This is a genomic window from Corynebacterium sp. HMSC078A10, from assembly GCF_001811565.1.
GTDB classification, from domain to species: domain Bacteria; phylum Actinomycetota; class Actinomycetes; order Mycobacteriales; family Mycobacteriaceae; genus Corynebacterium; species Corynebacterium hesseae.
Map to the genome: position 1 here is coordinate 1 of NZ_KV805186.1, position 15,921 is coordinate 15,921.

At 53.6% G+C, this 15,921-nt stretch carries 13 protein-coding genes and 1 pseudogene; 9 read left to right on the forward strand and 5 right to left on the reverse strand.

Translation table 11 applies throughout. From position 1 onward, the window contains the following. The first annotated feature begins 322 nt into the window (after nucleotides 1-322). Nucleotides 323-1,441: a hypothetical protein gene (locus HMPREF2808_RS02655; protein ID WP_070623575.1), complete on the forward strand. Its 1,119-nt coding sequence runs from the start codon at nucleotides 323-325 to the stop codon at nucleotides 1,439-1,441. A 29-nt stretch (nucleotides 1,442-1,470) separates the two neighbouring features. Here HMPREF2808_RS02655 and HMPREF2808_RS13270 read toward each other — a convergent pair whose 3' ends face one another. Together HMPREF2808_RS13270 and HMPREF2808_RS02660 are read right to left on the reverse strand one after the other, a co-directional pair. After that, entirely contained in the window at nucleotides 1,471-1,710 is a 240-nt protein-coding gene (locus HMPREF2808_RS13270) for a hypothetical protein (protein ID WP_141752573.1), read from the reverse strand. Nucleotides 1,711-2,054: 344 nt separating this feature from the next. After that, nucleotides 2,055-4,910, reverse strand: a complete 2,856-nt coding sequence (locus tag HMPREF2808_RS02660; protein WP_070623578.1) for a DNA methyltransferase — start codon at nucleotides 4,908-4,910, stop codon at nucleotides 2,055-2,057. Nucleotides 4,911-5,021: 111 nt separating this feature from the next. On the opposite strand from HMPREF2808_RS02660, the gene HMPREF2808_RS02665 reads away from it, so the two are divergent. The 3 genes from HMPREF2808_RS02665 to HMPREF2808_RS02675 all read left to right on the forward strand — a co-directional run bounded on the left by HMPREF2808_RS02665 (nucleotide 5,022) and on the right by HMPREF2808_RS02675 (nucleotide 8,250). Continuing rightward, complete coding sequence (locus HMPREF2808_RS02665; RefSeq protein WP_070623580.1) at nucleotides 5,022-5,285, forward strand: DMT family transporter; 264 nt, start codon at nucleotides 5,022-5,024, stop codon at nucleotides 5,283-5,285. A gap of 1,460 nt (nucleotides 5,286-6,745) precedes the next feature. Then, nucleotides 6,746-7,462 carry an ATP-binding cassette domain-containing protein gene (locus HMPREF2808_RS02670; RefSeq protein WP_070623583.1) on the forward strand — a complete coding sequence of 239 codons (717 nt, stop codon included), beginning with the start codon at nucleotides 6,746-6,748 and terminating at the stop codon, nucleotides 7,460-7,462. Continuing rightward, nucleotides 7,462-8,250, forward strand: coding sequence for an ABC transporter permease (locus tag HMPREF2808_RS02675; protein ID WP_070623586.1), 789 nt, complete (start codon nucleotides 7,462-7,464; stop codon nucleotides 8,248-8,250). Before HMPREF2808_RS02670 ends, HMPREF2808_RS02675 begins: the two co-directional genes overlap by 1 nt. 879 nt (nucleotides 8,251-9,129) lie before the next feature. On the opposite strand, the gene HMPREF2808_RS02680 is transcribed toward HMPREF2808_RS02675, so the two are convergent. Continuing rightward, entirely contained in the window at nucleotides 9,130-10,374 is a 1,245-nt protein-coding gene (locus HMPREF2808_RS02680; RefSeq protein ID WP_049377767.1) for an IS256 family transposase, read from the reverse strand. Between the two features lie 197 nt (nucleotides 10,375-10,571). Between HMPREF2808_RS02680 and istA the strand changes: the two genes are divergently transcribed. Further along, nucleotides 10,572-11,813, forward strand: coding sequence for an IS21 family transposase (gene istA, locus HMPREF2808_RS02685; protein ID WP_246818498.1), 1,242 nt, complete (start codon nucleotides 10,572-10,574; stop codon nucleotides 11,811-11,813). A gap of 17 nt (nucleotides 11,814-11,830) precedes the next feature. Continuing rightward, nucleotides 11,831-12,589: an ATP-binding protein gene (locus HMPREF2808_RS02690; RefSeq protein ID WP_049377799.1), complete on the forward strand. Its 759-nt coding sequence runs from the start codon at nucleotides 11,831-11,833 to the stop codon at nucleotides 12,587-12,589. A 219-nt stretch (nucleotides 12,590-12,808) separates the two neighbouring features. Here the strand turns inward: HMPREF2808_RS02690 and HMPREF2808_RS02695 are convergent, their stop codons facing one another. Together HMPREF2808_RS02695 and HMPREF2808_RS02700 are read right to left on the reverse strand one after the other, a co-directional pair. Then, on the reverse strand, nucleotides 12,809-13,402 hold the full coding sequence (locus HMPREF2808_RS02695) for a recombinase family protein (RefSeq protein WP_070623589.1): 594 nt from the start codon (nucleotides 13,400-13,402) through the stop codon (nucleotides 12,809-12,811). Then, a complete protein-coding gene (locus HMPREF2808_RS02700; RefSeq protein WP_210386952.1) occupies nucleotides 13,402-13,668 on the reverse strand; it encodes a hypothetical protein in 267 nt (88 codons plus the stop codon). Before HMPREF2808_RS02700 ends, HMPREF2808_RS02695 begins: the two co-directional genes overlap by 1 nt. Before the next feature lie 259 nt (nucleotides 13,669-13,927). On the opposite strand from HMPREF2808_RS02700, the gene HMPREF2808_RS02705 reads away from it, so the two are divergent. The 3 genes and pseudogenes from HMPREF2808_RS02705 to HMPREF2808_RS13945 form a co-directional block, all read left to right on the forward strand. Next, a complete protein-coding gene (locus HMPREF2808_RS02705) occupies nucleotides 13,928-14,227 on the forward strand; it encodes a type II toxin-antitoxin system RelE/ParE family toxin (RefSeq protein ID WP_023025236.1) in 300 nt (99 codons plus the stop codon). Between the two features lie 14 nt (nucleotides 14,228-14,241). Next, nucleotides 14,242-15,336 carry a HigA family addiction module antitoxin gene (locus tag HMPREF2808_RS02710; RefSeq protein WP_070623592.1) on the forward strand — a complete coding sequence of 365 codons (1,095 nt, stop codon included), beginning with the start codon at nucleotides 14,242-14,244 and terminating at the stop codon, nucleotides 15,334-15,336. Between the two features lie 91 nt (nucleotides 15,337-15,427). Beyond that, nucleotides 15,428-15,844, forward strand: a pseudogene (locus HMPREF2808_RS13945) (hypothetical protein); the annotation flags it as partial. Between the last annotated feature and the right edge of the window lie 77 nt (nucleotides 15,845-15,921).

Sequence of the window (15,921 nt, forward strand, 5' to 3'; positions counted from 1 at the left end):
TACCACCCCTCGTGCGCATATTTACCACCCCTGGGGTAGTTATCCACAGGGTTTTACCTGCGGGTTTATCTATTTTCCCAGGTCGCTTATAACTATATCCCTGTAGATCTATATCCCGAGCCGATCAACTAACAAAACCGTTCACTACGGGTTGCGGTTCTTGCTCCCGCCTCGCCTTACGGCTCGTTGGGCTGCCGCCCAAATCAAAGATTTGGTTGCCACTAAAACATCCCACAACAACCACAGTCCTATAACCCTCCACGTAACCTTGTGTCTTCTAGACTTTCTTGGAAAAGAACCACGGGACAGGGAAGGCAAGGCAGTGGTCTACAAGCGCTACATCGACGACCCGAACTTTCGAGGCAACCTCGAAGCAATCCTAGAGCGCCTGGAAGCCCAAGAGACCACGTCTCCATTAGAACTTGGTGCCTCCATCATGCAGGCCTACAGCCAAACCCGATTCAACTACACCTACCCCACTGCCCCTACCGCCACAGCACAGGACAGTAATCTGCAGGACTCCCGCACCTGGAGCCGCTTTCTAGACTCCACCGCTGCCTATCCGGGCTGGGGCAAAGACGAACTAGAACACCTCGCACAGTCTGCTGCCCCACTCGATGCTGACAGCATGAACGCCAAAGGCTTAGCCTCCCACCGCTACCGCGTGAGCGCTAAACGCTCTGATACACGCCAGTGGCTGCTAGAGACCATGCTGGAACAACTCGACGACTCAAACCTCGTAGACGTTCACCTCACCCACACCGTAGGCACATACCTCACCGCCGAAAGCACCAAGACCAACTTCCGCACCCTTTCCCAGGACGAAAACGCTGGCCCGCGCTACCGACTAACTATCAACACCACCGAACCACTAGAAAGAAACTTAAGCGCTGCTACCCGTGCAGTCTTTACCGCCAGTACGCGTACATTGCGCGAAAACTCACTACAAGACTGCGCCCGCTCAGGACTTTTCGGAAACCGGGAAACCAGTCCCGACGTATTCCACGACAGGTGGAAGACCACCGCAGAGTTTTTCATCGACAGCGCCTCCCGCGTATTTACTGGCCTATTTAAAGACCAGACCACTGAGCGAGGCGACATCACTGTTCCAGACTTCCTCAACCGCGAGGAACTCGACACTATCGCTACCCGCCTGCATGTCTGCGCACACCAATGGATAGAGACTATCCGCCCCGAGGCCACCACCCCACAAGGCCCACAGGAGCGCAACAACCTCGATACTGTGCTCTCACGCTTTACTGACTACAAGACAGACCTTGCACCAGGGGCACAGGAAGGCCTCGACTTCATCGCAAGCCTCGGACTAGACGAGGCACCTACCAGCTACCAGGCCGCAGATAGCGCACACGACAACCAGACGGCGGACGCGGCACCAGAGCTAGAGGAACAGCACGAAGACGACCAGAGCGCCGAGCTCTAACCGCCCCGGAGCCGGAACAGGCTTAGTCCTTAGTCGGTGCTTTCCCAGAAATCATCAGGGATAGCCTTCCTATCCAGATCGTCTAAATACTCTATGGCTTCCTTCTCGCTCATGCCTTGGCTCATGAGCTCATCAATCATGTACTGGGTGGCAGCATTTAACTCCTGTGGGGAAATATCCCGCAGGCTCGGCCCTCGCCGCTGACCCTCCCCAGCGGTCGTAGTAGCGGGAGTTGGGGTGGAGTTCGGATAGTCCTGCGAAGTGCTCATGGCACTAAGGCAACCACACCCATGCCTGCCACGAAAGACCAACCACGCCCACCCTGTGTATAACCCACACGGTGCTGGTGTAGTTGTCCACAGAAACCCATGCAGTCGTTATGTTCGATAGCGTTTAAGCCGGCATGTCGGTAGAGGCCTCTAACCTTGAGGCTATGGGCTTTTTAGACAACCTTCTCAACCGCTACGCCCCACTTCTACCCCGAGAAATATAGACGCCCGCCAGCACAAACACTAACCACGGTGCTCCATGCGGGCGGATATATGTTAAAGCATATGGCGGGACATATGCCACACCATATGTCTCGCCATATGGCAAGGCATATCAAGTGTTCCTAGGACTGGTGCGAGATGAGCTTTTCGTAGTTGGCGAATAACAGCTCCTGGCGCTGACGCTCAGTAGTCAGCTTACGGGGCGCACCAAACGCTTTGTCTACTTCTCGATCAAGTGCGTCGTGTGCCTTGATGAGTTCAGGTGCCATGGCAAGCGGATTGTAGTGCTCGGCGAGTGAGCGTTCTGGGTGGAGTGCGCGAGCGTCGAGCACCTTCTTGCCCGCCTTAATAATCCGCTGCCGCGTCTTCTCGTCCAATTCTGGCACAGGGAAGGTGTACCACGTCAGTGTTGACCCGAAACGGAGGTCGGATTTAATTCGTCCTCCAATTGTCTTTTGCCACGTGATGAACATGGAGGAAGAAATCAAAGCAAACTGAAGTCCCTCAGGATCGGGAAGGACAAAGTTTGCATCGCCAGCAATGACTTCTGGATCAAAACGGGCAACGGTGAAGTAGTCACGAGTTTCTGACACGTGGCGAGGGATACATAAGTATGGAACCGATTGTTTTGCTCGTTGCCTAAATAGAGAAGGGAACCTGGCAAACTCTCGGGTGCTCGCGGCTTTGGATTCGGAACGGAATTCTTTAACCGCTGTTGTTCGCTTTTTAAGGATCGGAGATTCTTTAATGTCTTTAGGCACCGCATTTTCAAGCCACAAACACCAGCGTTGACCGTTATGAAGGAGTTCTCGCGCACCAACAAAGGGATGGACATACTTCGCAGCGAGAGGATCCGCCATTACTGATTCATAGTCGTCCTCCTCAATGATGAGATTTCCACCGTCAGTTGGCTTCGAGCCGTAGGAAGTTTTTTCAATAATGAGTGAGAGCGGCTTAGAAGCTTTCTCTACGAGGACATTTGGCCCGTCGACGAGGTAGGCGTTTATTCCTCGCTCAACAGGTACCTGTCTAGGCTCCGCTTTGACGGTCGGGTATTCCCACAGTCGCGGGCGCGGAGAGTGGGAACGATCGAACCCTACAATAACGCAATGTACTGCTGCTTTACCGGGCGCTTCAGAGTCCCACGCAAACGTGCGGTGAGCGAAGCGAATGCGCCACCCTTCTGCAAAGATTGGGCCGAAGAGGCGAGGAACTTGATCACCTTGGGTAATCGAATTGGTGGTCACAAAGGCAAACGAGCCGGAGCGGTTGGCAAATAGAGTCAGGCTCTTGGCGTGCCACCCAGTGACAAAATCGAGCCGAGAAATCTTCGCTGTCCTTCCAGCCCAAGCGCGTTCAAGGTCTGCTTGTTGCTCTTCTTCGCGGGCGTCTCCTCTAAACGGTGGGTTTCCGAAGATATAGGTCTTGGTAGCAGAAGCCGGGAGTATGTCTGCCCAATCAAGCTGCAGGGCGTTGCCGTGAACAATGTGGGCGGTAATCTTAATCGGCAACCGCTCAGGAGGCCTGCCTACCGCGTTCGCCAGTTCTTTATTTGCCTGGTGGTCAACCAAAAACATGGCAGTCTCGGCAATCTTTGCAGGCCACCAGTTCAGCTCAAAGCCGTAGAACTGGCCGATGGATAGCTTCTGCTCCCACTCAATGTTCAACGACATGCCTGTTTCGCCGCGGCGCTGGCGGATGGCGACAATGATGTCTGTTTCAATCCGCCGCAATTCCCGATACGCCAGCAGGAGGAAGTTGCCGGAACCACAGGCTGGGTCGCAGAAGACCAGCTCGGAAAGGGAATCGCGGAAGCGCTCTAACGCGGCCACCGACGTCGACGGAGAAGACACCAGCTTGTCTGCCTCGGCGCGAAGCTCGTCTAGGAAAAGCGGGCCGATGGTCTTCATGATGTTGGCTTTGGATGTGTAGTGCTCGCCGTCGCTGCGGCGAGCTTCCTTAGACTTAACCAACTGGAACAAAGAACCAAAGACGGAGACATCGATAGTCGACCAATCGAAGTCACAGGCAGCAAGCAATGCTTCGCGCATCTGGTAGTCGAAGTACTCCGAGGCCAACGGCTCGGCAAACAGCGCACCATTGACATAAGGGAACTTCGCCAACGTCGACGGCAAACGCTTAGGCCGCTTCTCCGGGGCGGTATTAAGGACGCTAAATAGCTCATTGAGCTGTGGGCCTAGTGATTCTGGGGTGGTTTCATTGCGCACAAAGTCCGCAAACAAATGCGGAGTATCCCACAGCCCCGCATCGTCACCGAAGAGAAGGAAGAGGATTCGGGTGAGGTAGATAGAGGTGCGCATGACGCGCTCGTCTTCTTCTTCCGGCGTGGTGGGCGCTTCATCGCCCACTGCCTCGTCTACGTCGTCGCCGTTCATCGCGCGGAAGAGCTCCACCATCAGGCGGGAGGCTTCCAGCGAAGCCTTTTCTTCCTCTCGGTAAGCGGAGGTTTCGTAGTCGGCGAGGAAAGCGAGTTGCTCGACGTGTTCGTCAATCTCCTCTAAGGGGAACGTAATATCCCAGTCGGCGCTATCGCCGACATAGTTGCGGTTAAGACGGGTAACCCGCAGGGTCTCGAAGTTGGAGCAGACAACATAGGCCGGCATGTGCGAGTTCGCGATAGTACCGCCCAACAGATAATCGAGGGCCTGGGCGTGAGCGTCGTCCAGTGGGACGCCGAGGGACTTGGCCTCGCCTATGACCTTGCCGGGCATGAACATGTCGATCTTGCCGGTGCGCCCCGTCGAGGCGCGTTTAGCACTGCGTTGGTACAGGTACAGGTCGCGGGCGTTGACGCCGAAGCAGTCGAGCAGGTCTCCCCAGAACTGTTGGTCGTGACTCGACTCGGTTGCAGGCCGGTTTTCCGCCTTCCACTGCTCAATGTGGGCAAGCCACCGGAGTTTGAATTCGGTGAGATTGTGGCGAATGGTAGCGCGGTCAAAAACAGTCGTAGGGGCCATAACCACTAAGCATATAAGCCTACGAGCTACCTGCCCGCTCGGGCAGGCTGTATATCGCCTACGGAGTGCACACCCTCACCGATAAAATGGCACCAGCCGAAAGGAGAAGGAATGTACACGGCCCTCACCCTCGCCGCACTCGCAGTTGTTTTAGTCTTAATCATCCAGACCATCCGCCGCGAACAGCCACAAGACCGTATGTATTACGCCGCGCTTGGAGGCAGCATAAGCGCAGCAATGATCCTTGTCCCCTCCTTCCTTTTCACCCAGGTTGGTCTTTCGCGAGAACTGGCCGCACTGCTCATCTCCTTCGTCCTACTAGCCCTGTGGATTACCATTTTCGGACTCCGCCTAAACGCAAGAACCAGCAGCTAAACCCACATAAAACAGAACATATGCCTTAGCATATGGCGAAACATACGCTATAACATATGCCTAAACATATGTCCTGCCATATGGCAGGACTCACGGGCGCACAGAGGTGGGCGAACGACTACACAGATTCCCGCCCGCAGCAGAGAAAAGGTAGCTACGGCCCTAGTGTGGGAGTATTGCGAAACCTCCGCGCGCACATTAGCCTAAAACGTGACAGCACAGTTCATCCCTGAATTGCGGCTGCACAATAAAAAGGGCCCCAACGAGTGCCAGCTCGTTGAGACCCTCGGGCCTAAAGACCCACGTGAAGCATCACCGCGATGAGCCTCACGGTAGCGGTCACAACGTTGAGGACTCCGCTCACCAAGTTAAGGATTGCAGCTCCTTTGGTGGCGGGGTCTTTTCTCTTGTGACCGGGGGGTTAAGGGTCAGAAAGTGTGTCTGGAAACGCGGATTTTTAGGCTCTGACCTTTGAGTTAACGTCAAATATACGCTTCGGGAGCATATATCTGGCCTTGGGACGCTAAAACCCCGGTGTGGCTGCCAATCTGTGGTAGAAGACGGTCGTTCGACCACACTGCTACTGCGGTGAAGATACAAAATGCAACAAATCGGACAGCCGAAGCTTCGACCGATGGCGGTTTAAACCAGGTGGCTCTCCGCCATCAAGATTCACCCCGATGCCCCCAATGCAGCAGTATTTGCCCGGCCCATCGCCTGCTGCGCTGCGCCGACAACCTGAACGGAACTAGCTCAAAGAATTGGCTCTAGTGTCGCGCACGTTGGGACGGTTGCGTAGTAGAAAAGCTGCCTGGCCGGTGTTTCCTAGCGCACCGTCGGCCGTACTGATTATCCCAACGACTAGGACTTCACTTACACCGTCTACGCCCAGTCAGCCGGCCTGGAAGCTGGCAAATCTAACCCCACCGACACGCCGAACCAGACACACATTTTGACCCTTAACCCTGACCGGGTGTATCCAATGAGTGTTTACCCATTGTCTACCTCCCTTTGCGTCGTAGGGTTGTCCGCTCGCCTGAAAAAGGGCGCGCGGGACAGCCCACGTCACGCGCGGGCCTTACCGCGCACCGACGAGGAAGTCACGCCCACACCCCACCACGAGTAGCGGGGGGTGGTTGTGAACCAGAAATAACGTTAGCAGCCGCACCTGACGAGACCTAGAAGCATGATTCCACCCTTGCCTTTATAAAAGCCGCCCACGAGGCAAAATGCACACAGAGACACTCGTAGCCGTACTTGGACTCATCAATCTCGTCGTGTGGAGAATGTTTTCTCTAAATCGGATTGCGCAGGTTACTCGTAGGTTAAAGAACTGTGTGTAGTTAATAAATATGAAAAGCTTGATTTAAATGTATTGTTGCTAGATCTTCGCATGTCCATTTGTTACGTACCTAGGCAGGTGATTTTCGTGGCTGCACCGTTTTACAGAAAGGAAGAAAATGACAAGCTCGCTTGTCGCCGACGGAATAAAAATAATCCGTGGGAATAGAGTCATCATCAACAATTTTTCGTCAAAGCTGAGATCCAGTGACATCGTGGCAATGGTAGGGCGAAATGGGGCTGGAAAATCAACCATAATGTCAGCACTGACAGGCCACCTTATGCCTACCGAAGGAAAGATTCACGTCCTGTCGGACAAAAAAGAGAAAGATGACGACCTATCTTCTTCGGTTGCCTTCGTATCACAAGGTCGTCCGCTTTATTCAAGTATTACGGTAGAGCAGCATACTCGACTAGCCCGTGATATTAACGATTCTTTTAACTATCAATGGGCGAAAGAGAAAATTGAGTCACTCGGAATATCCGGTAAATCAAAAGTATCTCAATTGTCTGGTGGGCAGCACACTCAAGTTGCGCTGATTATTTCTCTCGCTAGGAATAAGAAATTCATGATTCTCGATGAGCCCATGGCTGATCTAGATCCAGTAGTCAAAATCTGGGTTCGAGAACTCTTGGAACAGGCAGCGAAAGAAGACGGTGTTGGGATACTAGTATCGTCACACACCGTGTCTGATTTATCTGCAATACTTACCCACCTTTGGGTGATTGAAGAAGGGGATCTTCTTGCGTCTGTAGCGAGGGAAGAAATTGATTCGCAGAAAGATGGCGCCTTTGAAGAATTTGTGCTTGAACATCTGACTAGGAAAGGCATCTAATGCTAAAAGTAGCTTTGCACTACTTCAAAATCGACCGACCCGCTTGGCTATCATGTGCGGCAATTCTTGTGTTACTAGCATTACTAGCGACATACGAAGTCAATTTCAAGCCTTTTCTTGGCATGACAGAAATGCTGGCAGGCATTGTCCCCATGTTCGCTGGAATTGTGTGGGCAGTGGCTTTATTCTCTAAAGAATTTGAGACGAAGTCTGTTGTCTGGTCCTTAAGCCAAGATCTCTCTTCCTCCAAGTGGTTTTTCTGCCGTATTATTAGCCCTCTAATCTCAGCACTAATCTTCGGAGCTTGTGTATGGGGGATTGTGGAAGTCAGTCAGCTACGCTCGGACGGGTTGAACCAAGTTAAAAACATGATGTCGTACTCGTACATCGCTGGCCATGCCCTCTACCCAGCTGTGGTGACGGTACTAATGGTGTCTATTGCTTCGATTGCTGGCGTAGTTTTTAAAAAATCAATTCCTGCCGTGGCCATAACTTTTGCATTAGGCCTATTGGTGGGAACGACAGGAGCCTCTTGGCTTAATCCCCTTCTTCCCGTTGAAAAGGGGGAATTTTCAGGACCGCACCCAGATCCAGCCCTTCTTCCAGTCCCCGGCGATATTCTTGAAGCGGAGCCAATCGAAAACGGAAAATACTTGGTTGATTTTTATCCAAATTCAGCGTTCTGGCAAACGCAGACGCTTTACACCTTAATGTGGCTCCTACTCTCACTAATCCTCTTGGTCTCCACGCTTTTTCTATTTAAACGGGCTTCCAAAAAGGCGGTTTAGTCCTCGTGCAGTTCTCTGCACGAAAGTAGTGATAGGAGCTACGACCCTGATTGCCACTCCAGCTTCCTTCCGGAAGTGGTTTCAGGGTCTTTTCCTTTATGGCTGAGTGTGCCCAATGAGTGCTTATCCATTGTCCGTCTCTCTTACCCGACTGGACTCGCAGCATAATGTCGCCTCCGACCCGTATCGCAGCTTTCCACGGTGGGAAACGCGCACCGAGTTACTCGTAGCCGCACTCAAGTCCGTCGATTTCTCCGCCCAACGCCCTAACTAGACGTGTGAAAGAGCAGCTAGGGCTACGTATTACTAGACATATGCTTTAGCGTGTCGATTTGGGGTAGTTGGTACCGCGAGTCTGCGTAGTTGGTACCGGTGTTCCACGTACCCGGTACTGCAAGGGGTTTTCTTTCATAGTTGATGTTGGCGACACCACAATCCGCTGGTGTTGCGTCAACTTCTACTTGGAAGGAGCCGGTCCTTGTGGCCAACTTCAAACAGATCATCGCGATGTGCCTCGATGGTGCTAGCTACGCGCAGATCACACATGCATTGGGATGTTCACGACGAGAAGTATCCCGAGCAAAGAAAGTCATCAACGATGAGGAACTAACTCCAGAGCGCTTCCGTCAGCTCCCACCGGGATGGTTCGATGATCGATTCAGTGATGGCCGGAGTAAGCGGACGATGTCCTACGACCAGCCTGATTTTCATGCTCTTGCACGCAAGCTGAAAAGTACGAAGCATGTGACCAGGCATAAGCTGTGGATGGACTACGTGTCGCAGGGTCAAGTCCGTGGAAGTGGTGTATCTGTTCTTTCTGAATCGAGGGACAGTGTCATCGGTGGTGTTAGGGGCCGGCTCGGGGTTGATGTCGGTTCATTAGGCTGCTTCTTCGGTGGTCTTCGTGTTGCTGTCATTGAAGGTGTTGGCGGCTATGAGGTTTCGGGTTTGCTCCAAGCTCGCCAGCGACATGTAGCGCTTTTGTTGGATCCAATCATCATGTTGCTCGGCTAGTACAGAGCCGACCAGGCGGATTACAGACCTGCGGTTAGGAAAGATCCCTACAACGTCGGTACGCCGCCGGATCTCCCGATTCAGCCGTTCTGTCGGATTGTTCGACCACACCTTCGTCCACACAGGCTTAGGCGTTAGTGTGAATGCAAGGATTTCATCTAATGACTCCTCTAGGTAGTCGGCGACATCAGGGAAACGCTCATGGCAAAACTCAACAACCTCACGTGCTTGGTCCCACGTGGCTTGAGCGTCGGCTTGCTGGAAGATGGAATGAAACATTCCAGATAGTGTGGTCCACTGACGTTTGGACACCTTGGAGGAGAGGTTCTTAGCAAAATGCGTGCGGCAGCGCTGCCAGCTGGCTGTCGGCAGTACTTGGCCAACAGCGGCCTGGATTCCCAAGTGAGCATCACTGGTAACTAGATAGACTTGCCCAAGTCCGCGGGCTTTAAGGTCTTGGAAGAACCCAGTCCATGATTCCACGGATTCCGATGTGGCGATCTGCATGCCCAACAGTTCTCGGTACCCGTCGTTGTTGACACCGGTAGCGATAAGCACACTGGTTTTGACGACTCTTCCGCCTTCGCGAACTTTCATCGTCAGCGCGTCACACGACAGGTAGAAATAAGGGCCGCTATCTAAAGGACGGGTACGAAAGTCAACGACCATGTCGTCGAGTTCTTTGGCCATATCAGATACCTGTGATTTCGACAGATTGTCAATGCCTAAAGAAGCTACCAGGTCATTCATACGCCTAGTGGAGACCCCTTTGAGATAACACGTCGCTATCACGGTAGTTAGAGCTCTTTCGGTGCGGGTACGCCGTTCTAGGAGCCATTCAGGGAAGAATGCCCCGCTACGCAGCTTCGGGATAGCAATATCAAGCGAGCCAACGCGGGTATCGAGCCTGCGGTGGCGGTAGCCGTTGCGGGTATTAGTCCGCTGAGGAGAAACTGTGGCGTAATCGGCGCCGCAAACACTATCTGCTTGAGCCGAGAGGATCTGATTGATGAAGTCTGTAAGCATCTGGCGCATCAAGTCAGGGGAAGCCTGAGTGAGCAATTCTTCCAGATACGCGGTCGGATCGATATGATGAGGGTCAGTGGCCATCGCGGGTTACTTCCTTTCGAGGATAGGTAAGAGTTGATTCGAAAGGTACCCGCGGTGGTCGCCTTTATGCGCACCGAAACGAGGCTTCACCCGGGTAACAGATACACCACGCTAGTGGACGCAACCTGTCGCAGCCTTGTCCGACGGATAAGACAAAGTACCAGTACTCCCAGTTCTGCAGTGGGCTCAATGAATTTCTGCGTGCCAACGATCTCGTCGAAGTTATCACCCATGAGCCAGGCCAAGAGCTTTACGTTGACTGGGCCGGGGACAAAGTGCCAGTGACGGATCAGGCCAGTGGTGACACCGTGTTCAAGGCGTCATTGTTTGTCGCGGTCAGCCCGTACTCAGGGCTGATGTACGTTACTGCTGCTGCGAATGAGAAGATGCCGGCGTGGATTGAGTGCCATGTTAAGGCGTTGAATTATCTTGGCAAAGTACCAGCGGTCATCGTGCCAGATAATGCTTCTACGGCGACTTATCGGCCGAAGAAGACCTCTACATACCGGGTAGTCACTGACCGCTACGCAGCGTTTGCAGACTATTACGGCGTCACGATCGTGCCGACTAGGCCCGGCAGGCCACGCGACAAGGCAGCGGTAGAGCGTGCCGTGAAAATCGCCTACACCAAAATCCTGGGTTACTTCAGCAACGAAGTCTTCTATAGCCTTGATGAGCTTAATGAGGCGATCGCGGAGCGTCTTGTCGATATCAACGGCGCAATGACGCGGCCTGATGGCTCAACACGGCAGATGCGCTTTGATAAAGAAGAGGCACCAATGATGCGAGACCTTCCGCCGACGCCGTTTACGGAAGTGTCTTATAAGCGGCTTAAAGTCGATCGCAACTGGCACATCACCTGTGACTACCAGTACTATTCAGTGCCATTTCAGCTGGTAGGAGAATCGGTAACAGTCAGGCTCACCCCGCAACTGGTGAGCGTCTTCAACGGGGAGCAGCTTGTTGCTGAACACACGCGCCTTCACGGATTCAAATACCGGTATTCCACAAACCCTCAGCATGGGCCGCGTGGCGATGATGAAGGCCACAAGGCGCTTACCCGTGATGAGCTTTTGGCCTGGGCATCGTCGTTTGGGGCAGCAACGCACGCAGTCATAGCGATGATCCTCGACCGCAATAGTGCCGCCGTACCCCGCGGACTCATCCAGGCACGCAACGTGCTGGCCAACCTGGGCAAAAAGCACAACAAAGCCACCCTCGAACCGGCATGCCAGCAGGTCGTGGACAAGAAACTGGCCCCAACAATGGCAGTGATCAAACGCATCCAGACTGACATTGCCCACGCCCAACAACATCCCTGGGCACCAGGGCCCAAAACACAGCCTGTGTCCAAGCGCCAACCACGCCCAAGTACCCCGCTTACCGGCGACGTGGCCGATGCCGTCTTTATCCGGCCTGCTGACCACTACGAAAACTAGAAGGAGTGTGAAAAATCATGAGCAGCATCGACGACGAGATTGTGCGGGCGAAAATGCGCAAGCTTCGCGTATCAACCTTCGCTGACATCTTCTACGAGGTTGTCAACGACGAGGCCTATGCGGATGCGCTACCAGAAGACATCTTCCTCGCCGCAGTCGAAGAAGCCTACACACAACGCCAACAGCGCAATATCGCCAAGGCCATCACCCAGGCACAATTCCGATACCCGGATGCAAGCCTGGCTGAAATCACCCGGGCAGAACAACGCGGTATCAACATGCGCCAGCTGAAACGAATCGCAGCAACCAACTGGCGGGAAAACCCGACCAATATTCACATCCTCGCACCGACCGGAACAGGCAAGACATACATTGCCTGCGCCATCGGCATCGCCGCATGCAAAGCCGGATATTCCGTGGCGTACTACCGGCTGGATCAACTTGTAGACATGCTGGCGGTCTTCTCACCGACTGACCAAAACTACCTCGATAAAATGCGGAAACTGATCAACGTCGATGTCCTTATCATCGACGACTTTATGACCATCAGCATCAACCAGCGCGGGCAAGAAGACCTAACCAAGATCATATTCGACCGCGACGGAAGGCTCCCAACACTGATCTCCTCCCAATCAGCCGCCGCCTACTGGGTTGAAACACTGCCAGACAGAGTCGGAGCCGATTCACTCGTAAGCCGCCTCAACAACGGCCACCGAATCCATATCGGAGACTTCGACATGCGCAAAGCCACCGCACCCACCACCCCAGACAACTAAGACTAACGGTCCGGGCCGACGCACCCCTCGGCCCGGTACCAACTACCCGGAACACGACAGTACCGAGTCCCCAGAACACCGGTACCAAAAACTCGCATCTGACATTAGCGTATGGCGGAACATACGCTATAACATATACCTAAACATATGTCCCGCCATATGGTAAGACATAGGATGGGGCTCATAGGCGCGCTGATCTGCCATCACGGCTGCGCCGCTTTAGGTGTTTTTCAGCGCCCGATACACGGTTGGGCGGGTTACCCCAAACTCTCGCGCGAGCGCTGCCTTTGACTCCCCCGCCAGCACGCGCCTCTTAATCTCCGCCACCTGCTGCGGGCTAAGAGCAGGCTTGCGGCCTTTGTACTTTCCGGCCTTTTTCGCCAGTGCAATACCTTCCGCCTGGCGCTCGCGGATAATGGCCCGCTCAAACTCCGCAAACGACCCCAAAATACCGAGCATTAGATCCGCGCGTGGATCTGTAGTGTCTTTCGCAAACGCGAGATTCTCATGCAGAAAAGTAACAGTCACACCTTTGTTGGTGAGTTCATCAACAATACCGCGCAGATCCGTAAGCGAGCGGGCGAGGCGATCAATCGACGAGACAACGAGTTCGTCACCGTCGCGCACATACGCCATACACTCCCTAAGCCCAGGACGCTCGGTCTTAGTGCGGCCGGAAATCTTATCCTCAAAGAACCGGTCAATACTTCCAGACGTGGACAGTAGTTCTTTCTGGCGCTGATTATTCTGCTCCACCGTGGAAACACGGATATAGCCCACCCGCTGCCCACGCGAACCAGAGCTTTTGCCCATTAGTCTTCGCCCCGCGAGGGTCGAAAGGCAGCATTCTCCTGGGCAATGACCGCATCACGATACGACTCGATTGCATCCGAGAGGGCATAAAGCTGAATGCCGTCGAGACCATCAGCGTTAGCAAGCAAAGATTGCACAATCCTGCCCAACGCCTGCTGCCCCGACGAGAGTCCACCATGCAGATCTTTCACCCGCGCCAACGCGGGCACAGAGTCAATATGACTTTCAATATGGAAACCGTCAGACGATAACACCACACTCACCACTTTCTGTAAACATAAGGCCTAGACCCCGCTAGACACGTGTAAAACAATGCTAGGAACGGCCCTATTTTACAGGAAACATTCTGCCCCAGACCGGCGTAACAATAGGGTGTACCCCTATTTTATGTCTGGTTCCATCTTGTGAAATCGGCACATATAAGATATCGTACTTCATACGAAGGGTGATGAGCCTTAAATAAGTAGAGAGGGAAGGGTCACGTCATTTGGGCGCGGCACTAGTGAACTGGACGAGGTGGACTTGGTGCGCATCCTCTTCGAGGACGACGAACTTCAACGAGTGGCCGAGGATGCCTCTTATATCCCCAAACGATGGGGTTCGGACATCATCAAGGCATATCGTAAGAAAATCCAGATCCTGAAGGGGGCCGTGGATGAACGCGACCTGCGGGCCATGCGGTCGTTACATCTGGAACAACTGAAAGGCGACCGAGCCGGGACCTCTTCGATCCGCTTGAACAAGCAGTTTCGACTCATCCTCAAATTCGCAACCAACAGCGACGGCCGCGTGGTCATCGTTATTGAAATGGTGGATTACCACTGAGAGAAGGTGAACTCATGAATGCTCCAATTGCGGCGGAGCTATTCCCGGCCGGAGAGATCCTCGCTGACGAGCTAGACACACGTGGATGGACTCAGGCCGACTTTGCCGAGGTGCTCGGACGTCCGGCACAGTTTGTCTCGGAGATTATTTCCGGAAAAAAGGAGATTACGCGCGAATCCGCAGCCCAGATCGGTGCCGCCCTGGGCACCTCCGCGGAATTCTGGCTTAACCTCCAGGACTCCTACCTGTTATGGAAGCAGTCCCAGGACGACCGGACGCAGAACAACCTCAACGTCGTGAAAACCCGCGCACAGTTACGAGAGTTAGCCCCCGTCTCTCTGCTCGTCAAGCGGGGATACATCACCGCCACCGACGTACAAAGTCAGGCATGCGAGGTGCTGAACTTATTTGGCAAGAAATCCTTTGAAGATCCCTTGGGGATAAGCTTCGCCGCCCGCCGTAGTAACTGCGAGGAAAAGGTCACTGTTCTGCAGGAAGCGTGGGCAGCTTGCGTTAGAGCAACTGCCAGCGTTCTCGAGGCTGCCCCCTACTCCCGTAAGGCACTAGAAGACCTCGCCCGGACGCTGTCGAGTAGAGCATGTGACCCGCAGGCGTTTGCTGAGTTCCAGACTCTGTTCGCCGAGGTAGGGGTGAAACTTGTTTATGTGGAGGCTTTTCCGGGAGGAAAACTCGACGGCTGTGCCATGATGGTCGACGGGCACCCCGTAATTGGCATATCGGGACGAGGGAAACGGCTCGATAAGATACTATTTACCATCCTGCATGAGACAGCCCATATATTATTGGGTCACCTTGTCGACAATGGCGAGGTTATCCTCGATGACCTATCAGATGACAGTGCCAATAATGAAGCCCAGGCAGACCAGCTCGCCAGCGAACTCGTGATCTCTAGCCCTTTACCGGCGGTTCCTGATCGTGTGCACTCATCCTGGATTAAAGAACAAGCCGACCACCTAGGGGTTCATCCCATCACCCTGATTGGAAGGCTTCAAAAAGAGGGTAACCTGTCGTGGAAAACCACTCTCGTGCGCAACGCTCCCACCGTCATCGCTCAGCTTGAAAGCTGGAAATCACCCCTCCCAGCCTGACTGAGATTGGTAGCTTCGTTCACCATCAGCAAGACGTTTGCCTATCGGACACTGAAAGTAACGGAAGCGATGCACTTATTGGGATAAGGCCGCAGCATTACTGCATTCCTTCTATACTACCCAAAGTCTCCTTGACGGCAATAAGCGGACCGGCTGGGCTGCTTGCTGGTTATTCCTCAGACTGAACTTGGCAGTAGGCCCCTTGCTTGGAGAAGTTGATGCAGACGCCGCTGAACGCCTCGTTTTAAAGATAGTCAACGAAAAGATAGAGATATCAGAAATCGCGGATACTCTGCGTTCCCTAGTTACTCCCCTCCTGGGTAACGTCGACCATTTACCCCCAGGATTTGAAGTAACAAATGTCCTAGAAGACTTAGAAGGTGTACTCACGGGAGTTGGGGAGCTTCCCGACGGAACACGTCTTGTCTGCATGTATTTCACTTCGGATGAAGGCACCCCTGTCGAAACGGTACTTACCTCCCCCCAGCCAAGCACGCGAATTCGCTGAAGAACTACTTCTTTTAGCTGATAATCCATGGGCGCGGTGGGAACTAGTGCCGATAATGCCCTGGCAGAATCATTTAA